This is a genomic window from Flavobacterium sp. CR10, from assembly GCF_055814415.1.
The window spans coordinates 1573979-1591536 of record NZ_CP185985.1; the positions used below are offsets into that span (position 1 = coordinate 1573979).

The 17558-nt window shown below is 34.2% G+C and carries 12 protein-coding genes; 6 read left to right on the forward strand and 6 right to left on the reverse strand.

Annotated elements, in window-relative coordinates:
• The first annotated feature begins 67 nt into the window (after positions 1–67).
• Both ACNRYB_RS07145 and ACNRYB_RS07150 read left to right on the forward strand, forming a co-directional pair.
• Positions 68–529 carry an Lrp/AsnC family transcriptional regulator gene (locus tag ACNRYB_RS07145; RefSeq protein WP_012023598.1) on the forward strand — a complete coding sequence of 154 codons (462 nt, stop codon included), beginning with the start codon at positions 68–70 and terminating at the stop codon, positions 527–529.
• A 250-nt stretch (positions 530–779) separates the two neighbouring features.
• Positions 780–2126 carry a deoxyguanosinetriphosphate triphosphohydrolase gene (locus ACNRYB_RS07150; protein WP_473729643.1) on the forward strand — a complete coding sequence of 449 codons (1347 nt, stop codon included), beginning with the start codon at positions 780–782 and terminating at the stop codon, positions 2124–2126.
• An 80-nt stretch (positions 2127–2206) separates the two neighbouring features.
• Here ACNRYB_RS07150 and ACNRYB_RS07155 read toward each other — a convergent pair whose 3' ends face one another.
• The 5 genes from ACNRYB_RS07155 to ACNRYB_RS07175 form a co-directional block, all read right to left on the reverse strand.
• Entirely contained in the window at positions 2207–3208 is a 1002-nt protein-coding gene (locus ACNRYB_RS07155) for a DUF3078 domain-containing protein (RefSeq protein WP_129746192.1), read from the reverse strand.
• A gap of 31 nt (positions 3209–3239) precedes the next feature.
• A complete protein-coding gene (locus tag ACNRYB_RS07160) occupies positions 3240–5027 on the reverse strand; it encodes a 1-deoxy-D-xylulose-5-phosphate synthase (protein WP_473729644.1) in 1788 nt (595 codons plus the stop codon).
• Positions 5028–5064: 37 nt separating this feature from the next.
• Positions 5065–5835, reverse strand: coding sequence for a hypothetical protein (locus ACNRYB_RS07165; protein WP_473729645.1), 771 nt, complete (start codon positions 5833–5835; stop codon positions 5065–5067).
• A 93-nt stretch (positions 5836–5928) separates the two neighbouring features.
• A complete protein-coding gene (locus ACNRYB_RS07170; protein ID WP_263524152.1) occupies positions 5929–6570 on the reverse strand; it encodes a hypothetical protein in 642 nt (213 codons plus the stop codon).
• Positions 6570–7382 (reverse strand): energy transducer TonB, encoded by an 813-nt coding sequence (locus ACNRYB_RS07175; protein ID WP_473729646.1) that lies wholly within the window; start codon positions 7380–7382, stop codon positions 6570–6572. The genes ACNRYB_RS07170 and ACNRYB_RS07175 overlap by 1 nt, the downstream gene beginning before the upstream one ends.
• A gap of 61 nt (positions 7383–7443) precedes the next feature.
• Between ACNRYB_RS07175 and ACNRYB_RS07180 the strand changes: the two genes are divergently transcribed.
• The 4 genes from ACNRYB_RS07180 to pbpC all read left to right on the forward strand — a co-directional run bounded on the left by ACNRYB_RS07180 (position 7444) and on the right by pbpC (position 17023).
• Complete coding sequence (locus ACNRYB_RS07180; protein ID WP_263524154.1) at positions 7444–7887, forward strand: nucleoside deaminase; 444 nt, start codon at positions 7444–7446, stop codon at positions 7885–7887.
• A gap of 12 nt (positions 7888–7899) precedes the next feature.
• Positions 7900–8532 carry a hypothetical protein gene (locus ACNRYB_RS07185; protein WP_473729647.1) on the forward strand — a complete coding sequence of 211 codons (633 nt, stop codon included), beginning with the start codon at positions 7900–7902 and terminating at the stop codon, positions 8530–8532.
• A gap of 174 nt (positions 8533–8706) precedes the next feature.
• On the forward strand, positions 8707–14394 hold the full coding sequence (locus tag ACNRYB_RS07190; RefSeq protein ID WP_473729648.1) for an alpha-2-macroglobulin family protein: 5688 nt from the start codon (positions 8707–8709) through the stop codon (positions 14392–14394).
• A gap of 253 nt (positions 14395–14647) precedes the next feature.
• Positions 14648–17023 carry a penicillin-binding protein 1C gene (gene pbpC / locus ACNRYB_RS07195; protein ID WP_473729649.1) on the forward strand — a complete coding sequence of 792 codons (2376 nt, stop codon included), beginning with the start codon at positions 14648–14650 and terminating at the stop codon, positions 17021–17023.
• 2 nt (positions 17024–17025) lie between these two features.
• On the opposite strand, the gene ACNRYB_RS07200 is transcribed toward pbpC, so the two are convergent.
• A complete protein-coding gene (locus ACNRYB_RS07200) occupies positions 17026–17529 on the reverse strand; it encodes a hypothetical protein (protein ID WP_473729650.1) in 504 nt (167 codons plus the stop codon).
• Positions 17530–17558: the final 29 nt, after the last annotated feature.

The window sequence follows — 17558 nt, forward strand, 5'->3', positions numbered from 1 at the left end:
AATAGATTTTTAAAGATTTAATTACTTTGAAATTGTTTAAAATGAACTTCTAGCCGTAAAAAAAACTATGGAAAACTTAGATAAAACCGATTTGTTGATCCTTAAATACCTTCAAGAAGACTGCAATATCAATACAAAAGATCTGGCAAGTAAATTATTCTTGACAGTTACTCCCGTTTATGAAAGAATTAAAAGACTAGAAAGAGACGGTTATATTACCAAATATGTTGCGCTTTTAGATAAGAAGAAAATGAATCGCGGAATGACTGTTTTTTGTAATGTCCGTTTAAAAGAGCACGCTAAAAATGTCGGAAGCAATTTTGTGAAAGATATTGTGGCGCTTCCAGAAATTATAGAATGTTATAACATTGCTGGAGATTATGATTTTATGCTCAAGATTTTGGTGCAAGATATGGCTAGTTATCAAGATTTTGTAATGAATAAACTGTCGACCATAGAAAACATAGGAAATACGAACAGTATTTTTGTAATGGGGGAAATTAAGCATAGTACTGCTTTAGAGTTTTAATTTTTCTTTGCCACAGATCTAATAGATTAAAGTGATTTTTTTAGAGTGGTGTTTAGATTTTTGCCACAAATTTCACTAATTCTCACAAATCATTGTGCTTAAAATTATTCGTAATTATTCGTGAAATTCGTAGCGAATAAAACTTAATCTGCTGTCTGTTTTTATCCTAAAATAAAACGTATTTTTGACGTTTAGATGATTAATCTAAAATCATCAATCTAAAATCTAAAATTCAACAATCTAAAATCAAATGAACTGGGAACAACTTTTATCATTAAAACGTCAGGGAGATACAAGCAAAAGATTACGTGTAGAACAAGATGATACTCGTTTAGGATTTGAGGTAGATTACGACCGAATTATATTTTCTTCTGCTTTTAGAAGTTTACAAGATAAAACACAAGTTATTCCGCTTTCTAAAACCGATTTCGTGCATACGCGTTTAACGCATAGTTTAGAAGTTTCTGTTGTCGGACGTTCGCTTGGCCGTTTGGTTGGAAAAAAAATCATTGAAAAGTATCCTTATCTGAAAGAAATTCACGGTTATCATATGAATGATTTTGGAGCAATTGTTGCTGCAGCGTCATTGGCACACGATATTGGGAATCCGCCTTTTGGACATTCTGGAGAAAAAGCAATTGGCGAATATTTTTCTATCGGAAACGGCCAGAAATATAGAAACCAGCTTACCGATAAGCAATGGCAAGATTTAATTGATTTTGAAGGAAATGCCAACGGATTTTCGGTTCTTACAGCAAGCCGTCCAGGAATTGAGGGCGGACTTCGTATTTCGTACGCGACTTTAGGCGCTTTTATGAAATATCCGAAAGAAAGCCTTCCGAAAAAGCCAACCAATAATATTGCCGATAAAAAATACGGATTCTTTCAGTCAGATAAATTGTTCTTTGAAGAAGTAGCCAAAGACATGGGAATGATTGCCAATAAATCTGGTGAAGATATTGGTTTTGAAAGACATCCATTGGCATATTTGGTCGAAGCAGCAGATGATATTTGCTACACAATTATTGACTTTGAAGACGGAATTAATTTAGGTCTGGTTTCTGAAGATTTTGCCTTAGAGTATTTGATTAATTTGGTAAAAGACAACATTGGTGTTTCTAAATATAAATCTTTAACCACAAAAGAAGATCGTATCAGCTATTTAAGAGCTTTGGCAATTGGAACTTTGATTAATGATGCCGTAAATGTTTTTGTTGAAAATGAAGAAGCAATTCTTGCAGGAAAGTTCCCGTATGCTTTAACAGATAAAAGCAAATACAAAGCACAAATGAATGATATTATCAAATTAAGCGTTGATAAAATCTATCAGAGCCGCGAAGTGATTGAGAAAGAAATTGTGGGTTATCAAATCATTCAAACATTGCTGGATAAATTCATAACAGCATTCAATAATAAATATGAAGGAACGGCTTCAAATTATGATAAACTGATTTTAAAAATGCTGCCAGAAAAACATCATTTAGACAAAACTAATTTATACGAACGTTTACTGCACATCTGTCACTACGTTTCGCTTCTTACAGACGGAAATGCGCTTGAATTATACGAAACCATTCAGGGACAGAAAAAGCGTTAATTTTTTTTTGTTTGAGCTAAAAAAAAGCTTCTTTTAGAACGATTTCTGAAAGAAGCTTTTTTTTAAATTATATCTGTTTTTTATTGAAAGGCGTAAACTAGTCCAACACCTAACACTTGTCTTAATTGCATTCGAGGGCCGTCATTTTCCTGAGTTGTTGCCCCTGTGATTGGATCAACTACATCTTTTTTGGTTTTAATATCGTCGTCATAAATTAAGTGAACCCCAATATTGGCTTTTACATAAGCATTAACCACAAGGTCAAGACGCGTGTCATAATCGATATCGACATTTCCGAATTTGTTTAAGTAATCAGTATATAAGCTTAATCTGTTTTCGTAAAAAACGTTTTTATAGATTTCGTTTTTCATATAAGCTGTAAAAAGTATACCAAATTCAGCTTTTACTTTCTGGCCTCCTTCAATTAATATCTGCTGTGTAGGATCTAAAGGATCTGGTGCATAGACTGCTTTTTTAACCCCGAAAGAACCTTGGTCTGCAAGATATTGATCAAGAACTAAAGTAGTTTTTAATGTAATAGGAGAGAAGTAAAAAACTCTGTTTTTTTCTTTGTTTGAATTCTCTGCCCCAGCTCCCAGAAAGATATAAGCTGGTGCAAAAGGTTTAGAGATGGCAACATCTCGGTTTGGATAATTATAACCGTCTGTAAATTGTGTGTTGAAGTTTAATTTGGAAGAGTAGTACCAGTTTGAAGCCGTATCTTTTCTAAAACCGTAAGTTGAGTTGAACTGAAAAGCATCGTCTGTTTTTCTTAACTCGATCCCGTCTTGTTTGTTTAAACCATATTTTACAATAAGCTCGTTCACCCATTTATGATTTTTCTTTGCGTAGGTTCTGTTAAATTCACCTTTAAACAATCCTGAAATAGAACTTGTTCCCCCGGCGCTCCAGTTTACAAAAGCAATTTCGGAAATGTCAAAACCAACCTGATTCTTTCTGCTCCAGTTGGAAGGCGGTTTAGGGGCTTGATTTGGGCTTAAAGTGGTTTGTATAATCTGGGCAAAGTTATTAGAAGTACACAAAAGCAATAATAGCAAAAGGGTAGAACGCAATAATTTCATTAGGTAATTTTTTTTTGGTGTCGCAAAATAATTATTTTGAACCGTTAGAAAAAAGATTTATTAAACTTTTAACGTCAATTTTACACAATTCTTGCAATTGATTTACCGTTCCATGCTCGATAAATTCGTCTGGAACACCCAAAATTTCAATAGAATTCTTAAAATTATTTGATGCTGCAAACTCTAAAACTGCACTTCCAAAACCGCCATTTTTAACTCCTTCTTCAATGGTGATAATCCTTTCATAAGTCGAAAAAACAGTATTTAATGTGTTGGTGTCTAGTGGTTTAATAAAGCTAAAGTTGTAGTGGGCTATTTCGTTAGAATTGGTAGATTCTTTTAAAGCCTCTATAACATTATTTCCAATTGTTCCGGCCGATAGCACAGCAACTTTCGTACCATCTTTCAAGCATTTTGCCTGTGTCCAAATTATTTTTTCATAATGTCCGAAATTTTCTACTTCCCAATTTGGCAGGACTCCGCGGCCTCTTGGATATCGAATTGCAATTGGATGATCTATTCCTAATTGAACCGTATATAAAATGTTTTGAAGTTCAATTTCGTTCAGTGGAGCATAGATTACCATATTCGGAATTGAACGCAGATAAGCAATATCAAAAACACCATGATGTGTTGCACCATCTTCACCGACTAATCCAGCGCGGTCCAAGCAAAAAATGACAGGTAAATTTTGTAAAGCCACGTCATGAATAACCTGATCGTAAGCACGCTGTAAAAATGTAGAGTAGATATTGCAATACACAATCATGCCCTGAGTGGCCATTCCTGCTGCGAGAGTTACTGCATGCTGTTCGGCAATGCCTACATCAAAAGCACGTTCTGGGAATTCGTCCATCATAAATTTTAATGAACTTCCAGATGGCATTGCGGGTGTGATTCCGATTATTTTTTCATTTTTTCTGGCTAAATCTAAAATGGTCAAACCAAAAACATCTTGAAATTTAGGCGGAAGATTTTCTTCAGATTTTAAATGAATTTCTCCAGTCGAAGCATCAAATTTTCCAGGCGCATGATATTTTACCTGATTTTCTTCGGCTTGCTGCAATCCTTTTCCTTTTGTAGTTACAATGTGAAGGAATTTTGGACCTTTTATCTTTTTTAGACGATTTAATTCTTTGATTAATTTAGGAAGATCATGACCGTCTATTGGCCCTGAATAATCAAAATTCAAAGATTTAATAATATTATTTTGTCGCGGATTTTTTCCGTTTTTAACTGAAGTAAGATATTGTTTTAAAGCGCCAACGCTTGGATCAATTCCGATTGCATTATCATTCAAGACGACCAAAATATTAGCATCGGTAACTCCAGCGTGATTTAACCCTTCAAACGCCATTCCGCTGGCAATTGAAGCATCGCCGATAACAGCAATATGTTCTTTATCAAAATCACCTTTTAATTTTGACGCAATCGCCATTCCGAGTGCCGCTGAAATAGAAGTAGAAGAATGCCCAACGCCAAAAGTATCGTAAACACTTTCGCTTCTTTTAGGAAAACCAGAAAGACCTCCAATTTGTCTGTTAGTATGAAAATTTTCTCTTCTTTCGGTCAGAATTTTGTGCCCGTAAGCCTGATGTCCAACATCCCAAACCAATAAATCTTCGGGCGTATTAAAAACATAATGCAAAGCAATTGTAAGCTCTACAACGCCTAAGCTTGCGCCCAAATGCCCTTCTTTTACAGAAACGACCTCAATAATAAATTGACGTAATTCTCGAGCAACCTGAGTAAGCTGTTCTTCTTTTAAAAGACGTAAATCGGCTGGATTGTATATGTTTGAAAGTAAATCGCTTTTCATTGTAAGGTAAAAAGCAAATTTACGGTTTTAAATTTAATTATTGTTTTTCAAGTTTTAATTGAGTATTGGGTGTAGTAAGAATTTGTTCTCCTTCGAATTCTTTAGCAGGAATATTTATCATTCGATTTTCAATCACTTTAATAATACTGTCTTTAGATATCAGTAATTCTTCTTCCAATCTGTAATTAACATTGATAGGCATTAGTCCAATTGTTACTGGATTATTACCAATTTTTACTGAGTTTGTTTCATTTTTTTTAGAATCTGTTTGAGTGGTATCTATATTAATTGTTAGAGATTCATTTTTTATTTTCTTTTTAGGGCTAGGTTTAGTTTCGTATTTTAAAGGAGGAGGTGGTCCCATCGTTGTTCCTCTATGATTGTTATTACGCAATTGTCTTACTAACTGATTGAGCTCTCTCTCCCTTTTTGTTTTTTCCTCTTTATCAATTGTAATGGAATCAATTTTATGTTTGTTTCCGGTACTATCTGAACAACTAAATAAAGAAGTTCCCATAGCTATAAATAAAGCCAGTAAGAATATTTTATGATATTGATTTTGAGAAAATAAGATGTTGCTTGGAATTCGAATGTCCACCAACTCAGTTTGCGATTTCCTGAACCTTCCGCAGATTTTCTGATTTTCATTTTGAATATAAAATTGTTGAATCTCAGAAGGTAATTTATTGGTGAAGTCAATTACAGTTGTATTGCATGCTGCGCAAAATCTCCCTTTTTCATTGGGTGTCATTTTATTCCAATCTTCATTGCATGGTTTGGAAATTCTCACTTTATAATCTGATTTCATACTTTTGCATAATTAAAAACGCAAGTTATAAAATATAAGATTATTCTTTCTTTTTTAAGTGTTAATTTTAAAAAATATACGCAAATTAGACTGTTATTTTAAAATGATAGGCACAGAATATTGCATCCTGATTTTTTTTCCGTTCGATTCGCCGGGTTGCCATTTTGGACACAAACTTAAAACTCTGATAATTTCTTTTTCTAAAGGTTCTTCAACTGCTGGCGAACATTCAAGAAATGAAATTGTACCATTTTTTTCTACTGCAAATGCAAGTGTAAAATTAAGTTTCCAATAACTTACGTCTTCTGGTTTTTTATATTCTTTCATAAAAAAGTTATGAAATTGTTCTATTCCGCCAGGAAATTCTGCGTTAGAATTCAAAGGAGCTTTTACAGTTAACGGAGCATCATCTTTTTTTGTCTTTTCAGATTTTGACGTTTTATCTTCTGCAACTTTTTCTTGTAATATTGGTGTCGCTTTTTTAAATTCAATTTGCTCAGCTTTAGATAATGAAGGTGCAGTTTGGTCTGATTTTTTTGTGTCGATTGCTGTTTTATCTAAAGTAACAGATTTTGTTATCGAAGTATCTGTGACAGCTTCAATATTCTCGATTCTTTCTTTTTTATCCTCTTTGTTTTGGCAGCCAAACAAAAATGCTGTTCCTATAACTGCATACAATGCTAAAAGCAATTTGTATCGCTTTGTCTGAGCAGTTATTTTATGGTTTATTTCCATTATTTAAATATAATTGGCAAAATGAAAGTTGATCGAACATCTCGATTGTTTGTTTTTCCAGGAATCCATTTTGGCCCAGATTCTAAAACTTTAATAACTGCTGTTTCATTTTCTGATGATGCATTTTTAGTTACTTTAAAATTAGTTAAAGTGCCATCTCTTTCTACTACAAATAAGACTGACATTTCTCCTTTTTTTGAAGCAGTATAATTTTTTGCAAAGTAAGAATAGAATTTTTTCATTCCGTCTTTTGGTGCAGGTAAAATATCCAAATCAACGGCATTATATATAATACTATATTTAAAACTGTAATATTCAATAGGTTTGGAAAGAGTTACCATTCCCATTGTGACTCTTTCTTTCGGTATTTTTCTTTTTTCTTTTTTAGATTCAATTTGATGGCCATAGCAAGAGGAAACATCTTTATCTTGACTTTGAGAGACATTGTCAACAATTTCAATTTTCTCAATTTTTTTCTTATTTCCTTCTTTATCTGCACAGCTAAACAAAGAAGTTCCCATTGCAATAAACAAAGCCAGTAAAAACATTTTATGGAAATGCGTTTGTGTGTAAAGAACCTTATTGGGAATTTGAATTGTTATCGAATCAAGTTGAGATTTTTTAAATCGGCCACAAATTTTACTGCCTTTATTTTTAATAATGTATTGCTGAATTTCTTCAGGAAGCATCGAGGCAAAATCAACAACAGTTTTAGAACAGCTCATACAAAAACGGTCATTTCCATTTGAAGTCATTTCATCCCAACTTTCATGGCATGGTCTAGAAATGCTGATTTTGTAATTTCTTTCCATAATTCAAATATCAAAGTTTAAATGTAATAAAAATATTGAGTAAAGTTTTACTTTTGCAGATATGGAAAATCCTTTTACAGACGAATATTTTATGAAAAAAGCTTTGCAGGAAGCTGAAGAAGCCTATTTAAAAGGCGAAATTCCTGTTGGAGCTGTTGTAGTTGTAGCCGATAAAGTAATCGCAAGAAGTCATAATTTGACCGAATTGTTAAATGATGTCACGGCTCACGCAGAGATGCAATCAATCACCGCGGCAGCTAATTTTCTGGGCGGAAAATATTTAAAAGACTGTACACTTTACGTAACCCTTGAACCTTGCCAAATGTGTGCAGGTGCGTTGTATTGGAGTCAGATTTCTAAAATTGTTTTTGGCGCACGCGACGAACAACGCGGATTTTTAAATATGGGAACAAAATTGCATCCGAAAACGACTGTTGTTTCTGGTGTAATGGCTAATGAAGCGGCAGATTTGATGAAACGATTTTTTCTGGAAAGACGTAAATAATTCCAATGTAACATGACAGATTTTTCAACAATAAGAAAACTATTCCATATCACAGAATCAAATGGTTTTACAAATGATGAAATTCAGGTTGTAAAAGATATTTTCGGACAGCTTCCTGAGGTGTTTGTGGATTATTATACTGAATTAGGGAAAATCCAAAATTTAAATCATACACAAGATTTATTAATTATACCAGAGTGTTTTCAATATTATAAAAATGATGATTATCTAATATTTTATTCTGAAAATCAAAAAGCTTGCGTTTGGGGAATTCATAAAGATGATTTGTCAAAATCCAATCCGTCCGTTTACATGAGTTATGATGAAAAGGAATGGAATTTGGAAACAGAAACCTTAACCGATTTCTTTACTGCAATGGCATTTCTTCAGGCTGGTTTTGCTTTAAAATATACTGCTGAATGTTTTTATGAAATAGATGATAAAGCCTTAAAATTTATTGATGAAAATTATACAAATAAAGGAGTTTCTTTTAAACAGTGGACGGAAGGAATTAATTTCTATGGACATCATGATGATGATGTAATTATAGTGATGAGTAACGATCAAATTTTTTATTCATCAAACAAAGAAAATCATTTTTTAGAAATGGATAAAGTTTTGTCAAAATTAGGTTCTGAGCTTTGAGAGCAATGATTAAACTTCAACAAAAGTTAAATAATCAATGTAAAGAAATTTCTTCTTAAATAGTTCGAAAAATATTTTACTTTTAACATAATTTAAATCTCATTTTGCTGTTATGGCTTTAACGGTAATTCGTGTTAAATTTCTAGTTTGTTAACCATTTAACTCTAAACAAAAGTGAAAGCAAAAGGACTATTTCTCGTATTTTTTGTGTTTTTTATTTTTCAATCCTGCGGTCGCAAATCAGCTGCAGATTTCAATTCTGATTTTTCCTTATTCAAAGATTACATTACCAGTTTTACGGGCGGAATCGTTTCTGTGGATTCTGATATTCGTGTGGTTTTGGCATTTAATAAAAATGATTGGAAACCCAATCAAGAATTAGACGATGATTTGTTTGATATTTCGCCTAATGTTCACGGAAAAGTTATAGCACTTTCAACAAATACTTTAGCTTTTATTCCAGAGAAAAAATTAGAAGCAGGAACAGAATATCAAGTTACTTTAAACTTAGATAAACTAACCGCCATTCCGAAAGAAAAAGAAAAGGAACTTTCTAAATTTAACTTTACAGTTAAAACGGTTAAACAGGATTTTACCATAAATACGGCTGATATTCAATCATACAGTAAAGAATACCAATATTTGAACTGCACCCTTAAAACAGCAGATAATATTGATCTTGAAACGGCTATAAAATTAGTTCAAGCCAAACAAAAAGGAAATGATCTTAAAATAAAGTTTGATAAAGTTCCTGCTTCAGGCAAGGAATTTCATTTTATAATTGACAGCATTCAACGTTTTTCTGAAGCTTCCAATCTTGAAATTATTTATGATGGAAATGATTTTGATATTGACCAGAAAGGACAAATTGATTTTCCAATTACGAGCATCAATGAATTTAAAGTTATAAAAGTTGAAGTTCCAGACGGAAACAATCAGCAGGTTTTAATTAATTTCTCTGAACCATTAGAAAAAGGTCAGGATTTTGCTGGATTGGTTTCGATTCAAAATACCAACAACCTGAAATTTTCTACACAAGGAAATTTACTTAAAGTATATTTTACGAACCAAAATGCTCCTAAAAAAGATGAACCTGTAGCAGTAGTTTCAGAAGAGCCAGTAGCCGTCACTATAGATTCGGCAGCCGTTGTGGTTGATTCAGCCGCAGTTGCTGTAGATTCAGCTGCAGCAGTTGCAGAAGAAGTAGTTGAATATGTGCCAGACGAAGAGCCAGAACAAGTTGTAACGGGCGAATTATTGCTGGAAGTTTTTCAGGGAATAGAAAGTCAGTACGGTAAAAAACTGGAAAACAATTATAGTGAGAAAATCTCTTTTGATCAGATCAAACCAAATGTTCGTTTTGTGAAAAACGGAACGATTCTGCCAAGTTCAAACAATTTAAAACTAAATTTCGAAGCCGTAAACTTAAGCGCTGTTGATGTAAAAGTGTATAAGATTTACAAAAATAATATCCTGCAATTTCTTCAATACAACGAATTAAACGGAGGACAAAACCTCAAAAAAGTAGCGCAGCCAATCGCCAAAACTACGTTGAATTTAAGGGAAAGCACGCTCGTAAATCTCTCTAAATGGAATACATATGCCTTAGATTTATCTAAAATTATTAAACCAGAACCAGGAGCAATTTACAGAGTTGAATTTGTTTATAAAAAGAAATATTCGCTTTATAAATGCGAAACATCAGAAGGAAATGACGACGAAGCGGAGGAAGAAGAAGTCGATGAAAACGACGTAAACTACAGCGGAAACTCTTACGACGATTATTACTATTATGATGATTACGATTGGAGAGAGAGTCAGGATCCTTGCACAGGTTCTTACTATTATAATGCAAGAATCGCAACCAATATTTTAGCTTCAGATTTAGGAGTTATTGCTAAAAGAGGAGAAAATAAATCGTATTTATTTGCTGTAAATAATATAGTTACAACAGAACCAGTTTCTAATGCAAGAGTTGATTTGTATAACTTCCAACAGCAAAAAATTGCAACAGAAGCAACAAGCAGCGAAGGTATTGCATCTTTCCAATTGGATAAATTTGCCTATTTCGCAATTGTAACTTTAGGCGATCAGTCGACTTACGTAAAGCTGGATGACGGACTTTCATTATCAGTAAGTAATTTTGATGTTTCAGGTGAGACTTTACAAAAAGGCTTAAAAGGATTTATTTACGGAGAAAGAGGCGTTTGGCGTCCAGGAGATAATTTGTATTTGTCATTTATTTTGAATGATGCCGCTAATAAACTTCCGAAATCGCATCCAATCAAATTCAGATTAAACGATCCGAATGGTAAAACAGTTTATCAAACTGTTCAAAAAACAAATGATTTAAATCATTATGCCTTTATAGTGCCAACAAATCAGGATGCGCCAACAGGAAACTGGGAAGCGATGGTGAGCGTTGGTGGAGCTAAATTCTATAAGAGCATTAAGATTGAAACGATTAAACCAAATCGTTTAAAAATCAAAAATACCTTTAGCAGAAAAACACTTTCGGCTTCTTATCCAAACACGGATAATCTTGAAGTAACGTGGCTTCACGGCGCAATTGCCAAGAATTTGAATGTAGAAATGCAGGCTAAATTCTCCCAGCAGGCAACCACTTTTAAAGGTTATGAAAAATATACTTTTGATGATTTGGCTCGTCAATTCAGCACAGAAGAAATCAATGTTTTCTCTGGAAAATTAAATGAAATCGGAAAAGCTTCAGTGAATATTCAGCCAAGATTGCAAGGTCAAGCACCGGGAATGTTGCGCGCTTCATTCATCACAAAAGTGTATGAAGAAGGAGGAGATTTTAGTACAGATGTGATGTCGACGACTTATTCTCCGTACAAAACTTATGTTGGACTTAAAACGCCAGAACTGAACAAGTACAGCATGCTTGAAACGCGAGCAAACAATCGTTTTGATGTTGTGACGGTTGATGAAAACGGAAGGCCAAAATCAGTTCGAAATCTTGAAGTAAGAGTTTACAAAGTAGATTGGAGATGGTGGTGGGATTCTTCAAGCGATAATTTATCAAATTATAATTCTTCGAATGCAACGACTTCATACAAAACATTTGTCATTAATACCGATTCAAGCGGAAAAGGAAGTTTCCAATTTGCTTTGACAGACGAAGAATGGGGACGTTATTTAATTCGTGTTGAAGATGGTGAAAGCGGACATGCAACTTCGTTAACGGTAAATATCGATTGGCCAATCTGGTCTGGGAAAACACGCAACAGAGACGCTTCTACAGCGAATATGTTAGTTTTTTCTACCGACAAAAAGAATTATGCAGTTGGAGAAAAAGCACAGATTTCCTTCCCTTCAAGTGAAGGAGGTCGCGCTTTAATTTCGATAGAAAACGGATCAAGAGTAGTGCAGACTATTTGGGCTGAGACTAAAAAAGGGGAAACTAAAGTTGAGGTTCCAATTACGGGAGCAATGGCGCCAAACGTATATTTTAATATCACATTATTACAGCCTCACGCTTCTACTAAAAACGATTCGCCAATTCGTATGTACGGAATTGTGCCAATTGAAGTTGTAGATAAAAATACCATTTTGGCACCAACTCTAAATATGCCAGATGTATTAAGACCAGAACAGCCATTTACAGTAAAAGTAGGGGAGAAATCAGGTAAAGAAATGACGTATACAATTGCTGTTGTAGATGAAGGTCTTTTGGATTTAACTCGTTTTAAAACACCAAATGCTTGGGATAGTTTCTATGTTCGCGAAGCTTTGGGAGTAAAAACCTGGGACGTTTACGATGATGTAATTGGTGCTTATGGAGGAAAAATAAACCAGATTTTCAGTATTGGTGGTGATCAGGATTTAGGAGGCGGAAAAGCTAAAAAAGCAAACCGTTTTAAACCTGTTGTATTGTATTACGGACCATTTAAATTAGGAAAAGGAGAAACAAAATCACATGATTTAAAACTCCCAAAATATATTGGTTCAGTTCGAACAATGGTTGTGGCGGGAGATGCCAATACAAGTGCTTACGGAAGCGTTGAAAAAGCAACTCAGGTTAAGAGCCCGTTGATGGTTTTGGCTTCATTGCCAAGAAAAATTTCACCATCAGAAAAAGTGACATTGCCTGTGACGGTTTTTGCAACTGAAAATAAGATTAAAAACGTCACAATTCAGGTAAAAACAAGCAACGGATTGAAAGTAGCAGGAAGTGCAGTTCAGAAACTCAATTTTGCACAGCCTGATGAAAAAATGGCGTATTTTAATTTAGTTGTCGGTTCTGCGACTGGAATAGCAAAAGTTCAAGTTGTAGCGACTTCAGGAAGTGAGAAATCGGTTTATGATGTTGAAATCGACATGACGAACCCGAATCCGGTTACAAGTACATTTACCGATGTTGTTTTAACACCAAATAGCACTAAAACAATTTCATGGAAAACTTTCGGAATTGCAGGAAGTAACAAAGCAAGATTGGAAGTTTCGTCAATGCCATCAATGAATCTGAATGGAAGATTACAATTCTTAATTCAATATCCGCATGGCTGTGTAGAGCAGACGACTTCATCTGTTTTTCCACAGTTGTATTTGGGAGATGTGGCTGATATTGATGCTAAACGCAAAGATTTAATTCAAAAAAATATTGCGGCTGGAATTGCAAGATTGGGTAATTTCCAGTTGTCAAATGGCGGAATGCCTTACTGGCAAGGAAATGCAATTGCAGACGATTGGGGGACTTCATACGCTGGACATTTCTTGATTGAAGCAGAGAAAAAAGGATATGTATTGCCGATTAATTTCAAATCAAAATGGTTAGGTTATCAGCAGAAAGAAGCAAAACAATGGCGATTTGAACCGAAATACGGAAATGACTTAGCACAAGCATATCGTTTATACACGTTGGCTTTAGCAGGAAATGCTGATTTATCATCAATGAATAGACTTCGAGAGACAAAAGGAATTTCAAACGAAAGTATGCTTCGTTTGGCTGCAGCTTATGTTTTAGCAGGCCAAAAATCAGCCGGACAAAGTTTATTTTTAAGAACTAGTATTGATGGAAGTTCAGATGGCTACAGTTATTACTATTATGGTTCAGGTGAAAGGAACAGAGCGATGGCTTTAGAAACAATGCTTCTTTTAGATCAAAAACAAAAAGCATTTGTTACTGCGACAAAATTAGCTAAAGAAATGTCAACGAATCAATGGATGAGTACGCAAACAACGGCTTACTGTTTATATGCAATGTCGAAATTTGCGATGAGTAATGGTCCGAAAGGAATCAATATTCAGTTTAGTAAAAACGGAAAGGGCGAGACAATCAACACAGGTAAATCGGTTGCAGATCGCAGTTTGTCTGTTGCTTCTGGCACAAATAGTATTACTTTGAAAAACAATAAAGCTAATACGGTTTATGTGCGTGTATTGAATACAGGAATATTGCCAATTGGACAAGAAAATGCGGTTCAAAGCGATGTTACAGCTTCTATTGTTTTCAAAAATAGAAAAGGAAGCGTGATCAATGTTTCAAGAATTAATCAAGGAACGGAGTTTATTGCTGAGGTTACGATTAAAAACCAAAGAGGAGAAAGTGTTCAAAACGTAGCGTTATCACAAATTCTGCCTTCAGGATTCGAAATTGTAAATACTCGCTTCACAGATTATGGAGATGCTGTAAATAATATTGCAGATTATATCGACATTCGTGACGATAGAACGAATTTCTATTTCGGAATGAAAGCGAGAGAAACCAAAGTTTTCAGAATCCTACTAAACGCATCGTATTTAGGAAATTATTATTTACCTGGATTGCAATGCGAAGCGATGTATGATAATACGTTCTTAGCGAGAACAAAAGGATTCTGGGTTGAGGTGGTGAAGTAAAGTTGTTAGCCACGAATTCACGAATTAATTTGTCATAATTTAAATTCGTGAATTTGTGGCGAATACAAAAATCTTTTTAATCCGCGTAATCTGTGGCAAAAAAAAAAACTTTGTGAGCTTTGAAAAAAAGTCTCCCATAGATTTTGCAGATTAAGCAGATAAAATAAATCTGCTTGATCTGCCGAATCTGCGAGAGAAAAACTTTCCGAACTTTGCGTAAATCTTTGCGCCTTTGCGGTAAAAAAAATAAGTATTGAAAAATAAGTTAAAAGCGTTTTTCCAACGCATTATAAATTGGATTAAAAAAAACAAAATAAAATCAGCAATTGCATTTCTGCTCTTGCTGATTTACTATTTTTCGATACCTCGAACTTTATTTAAAGAACCCTATTCAACAGTTATTGAAAGCAAAGAAGGAGAACTTTTAGGAGCTAAAATTGCTCGTGACGGACAATGGCGTTTTCCTGCACAAGATAGCGTTCCAGAAAAATTCAAGAAATGCATTGTGTATTTTGAAGACGAATATTTCTACAAACATCCTGGTTTCAATCCTGGGGCAATGATCAATGCTTTTAAACAAAATAGAAAAGCAGGAAAAGTGGTCAGAGGCGGAAGTACGCTTACGCAACAAGTAATCAGACTTTCTCGAAAAGGAAAAAATAGAACCTATTTTGAAAAAATAATAGAAATTATTCTCGCAACGAGATTAGAATTAGGATATTCTAAAAATGAAATTCTCGAAATGTATGCAGCGCATGCGCCATTTGGAGGGAATGTTGTGGGATTAGAAATGGCTTCATGGCGTTACTTTGGCGTACAATCCAATCAGTTATCTTGGGCGGAAAATGCAGTTTTAGCCGTTTTGCCGAATGCGCCAAGTTTAATTTATCCAGGGAAAAATCAAATAAAACTGCTTAATAAAAGAAACCGACTTTTATTAAAACTATATCAAGAAGGCATAATCGACAAGCAGACGTATGAACTTTCGATAGAAGAACCTTTGCCTCAAAAACCGTATGATCTTCCTCAAATTGCGCCTCATTTATTGCAAAGAGTGGCGAAAAATGAAGAAGGAACAAGAGTAAAAACTACAATTGATTATGCTTTGCAAAATCGTGTTAATCAAATTGCTAGATATTATTACAATCAGTATAAACAGAACGAAGTGCATAATCTGGCTATTTTGGTTATTGATGTTCAGAATAGAAATGTAATAAGCTATGTAGGGAATTCTCCAACAGATAAAGATCATCAAAAAGATGTTGACATTATTGATGCACCGCGAAGTACAGGAAGTATTTTAAAACCGCTTTTGTATGGCGCAATGCTTGATGACGGCGAATTATTGCCTAATACTTTAGTTGCCGATATTCCAACGCAGATTTCAGGATATACACCTCAGAATTTTAATCTAACTTTTGACGGAGCTGTTCCAGCGCATCGTGCATTGTCACGTTCGTTAAATATTCCCGCAGTTTTAATGCTTCAGGAATTTACTGTCAATAAATTTTACGAAGAACTGCAAAAGTTTAAATTGAAAAATATCAATAAAACACCCGATCATTATGGTTTGTCACTTATTTTGGGTGGTGCAGAAAGCAATTTATGGGATTTATGCCGAACGTATGCCAATCTTTCGTCTACTGTTAATTATTACACTAAAAATAAAAGTAAATATCGAACAAACGAATTTACAGAACTCAACTATAAAAACGATTTTAAGCCCGATTTTGGATCAGAAACCGATCAAAAGAACATTTTGGGCGCAGGATCAATTTGGTTGACGTACAACGCAATGGAAGAGGTCAATAGGCCTGAAGGAGACGAAGCTTGGAAGTTTTACGACAGTTCGCTGAAAATTGCATGGAAAACAGGAACAAGTTTTGGAAATCGTGATGCTTGGGCAATAGGAACCAATTCGCGATATGTGGTTGGAATTTGGGTTGGAAATGCAACAGGAGAGGGAAGACCAACTTTGACGGGAGTAACCAGTGCAGCGCCAATTCTATTTGATGTTTTTAATTTACTGCCAAGACAAAGATGGTTTGACACGCCTTATAATGATTTGGCCGAAGTTGAGGTTTGCCGATTAAGCGGATATTTAGCAAAAGATAATTGCCCGAAAATCAAACAGTGGGTTACTAAAAAAGGAAAATCGACTAAAGTTTGTCCGTATCACAGAACAATTCATTTAGATAAAACAGAACAATTTCAAGTAAACAGCAGTTGTGAGAGTATCGATAATATTGTAACTAAAAATTGGTTTGTACTGCCTCCTGTTATGGCGTGGTATTACAAAAGCCAGCATATCGAATATTTGCCTTTACCGCCATTCAAAGAAGGATGCGAAGGAACACAAACCACTACAATGGATTTTATTTATCCAAAGGCGAATAGTAAAATCTATTTAACAAAAGATTTCAATAGTAATGTTCAGCCCGTGATTTTAAAAGTGGCTTATTCTGAAAGAGATAAAGAATTGTTTTGGTATGTTGATGATGTTTATAAAGCCACGACAAAAACATTTCATGAACTGCCTATTACGCCAACAACAGGAATACATTACATCACAGTTGTAGATGCTTCTGGAAATGAAATCAGAAGAAAAATTGAAATTGTAAGGGAATAGGTTTATTGTATGATATTAAGTTTGGTGTACGCACCTTTATTTTTGGTAAATCGAAATGAGATTGAAGCAGTAAATCCCTCGTAAGTTGGAATCTTTTCTTTATTGTATGGAAATGAATATCCTAAACCTAAATCTATCATATTAAAAACTGTTAAACCGCCAACTGCGTAAGCATTTTTAGAAGAACTTCCAGCTTTTACAAACAAAAGATATTCTGTATTGTATGATAAATGTACATCTGGAAGGCCATAATAGTTGCCATTATAGCTATTTGTAGTTCCGTATCCAGCACCTAAAAAGAGCTTGTTTTTATCTTTGCAATCTAGGCAAAATTCAAGACCGCCTGTAAAAAGACTTTTATCAGCAATTGAATAATTTACATATAAAATTGGCCATTGAGGAATTGTCGATTCAGATTTTGTGTTTTGAGCATTCGTTCTAAAAGAAAATAGTATAAGTGCTAAGCAGTAAATAATTAATCTCCCTGATAATTTATTGAAATCCATATCAAAGTTTTAAATGTTCATTTATATAT

Bases quoted from the DNA above. Each gene is read 5' to 3' on its own strand.
- ACNRYB_RS07145 (WP_012023598.1), top strand. From the start codon at position 68: ATGGAAAACTTAGATAAAACCGATTTGTTGATCCTTAAATACCTTCAA.
- ACNRYB_RS07150 (WP_473729643.1), top strand. From the start codon at position 780: ATGAACTGGGAACAACTTTTATCATTAAAACGTCAGGGAGATACAAGC.
- ACNRYB_RS07155 (WP_129746192.1), bottom strand. From the start codon at position 3,208: ATGAAATTATTGCGTTCTACCCTTTTGCTATTATTGCTTTTGTGTACT.
- ACNRYB_RS07160 (WP_473729644.1), bottom strand. From the start codon at position 5,027: ATGAAAAGCGATTTACTTTCAAACATATACAATCCAGCCGATTTACGT.
- ACNRYB_RS07165 (WP_473729645.1), bottom strand. From the start codon at position 5,835: ATGAAATCAGATTATAAAGTGAGAATTTCCAAACCATGCAATGAAGAT.
- ACNRYB_RS07170 (WP_263524152.1), bottom strand. From the start codon at position 6,570: ATGGAAATAAACCATAAAATAACTGCTCAGACAAAGCGATACAAATTG.
- ACNRYB_RS07175 (WP_473729646.1), bottom strand. From the start codon at position 7,382: ATGGAAAGAAATTACAAAATCAGCATTTCTAGACCATGCCATGAAAGT.
- ACNRYB_RS07180 (WP_263524154.1), top strand. From the start codon at position 7,444: ATGGAAAATCCTTTTACAGACGAATATTTTATGAAAAAAGCTTTGCAG.
- ACNRYB_RS07185 (WP_473729647.1), top strand. From the start codon at position 7,900: ATGACAGATTTTTCAACAATAAGAAAACTATTCCATATCACAGAATCA.
- ACNRYB_RS07200 (WP_473729650.1), bottom strand. From the start codon at position 17,529: ATGGATTTCAATAAATTATCAGGGAGATTAATTATTTACTGCTTAGCA.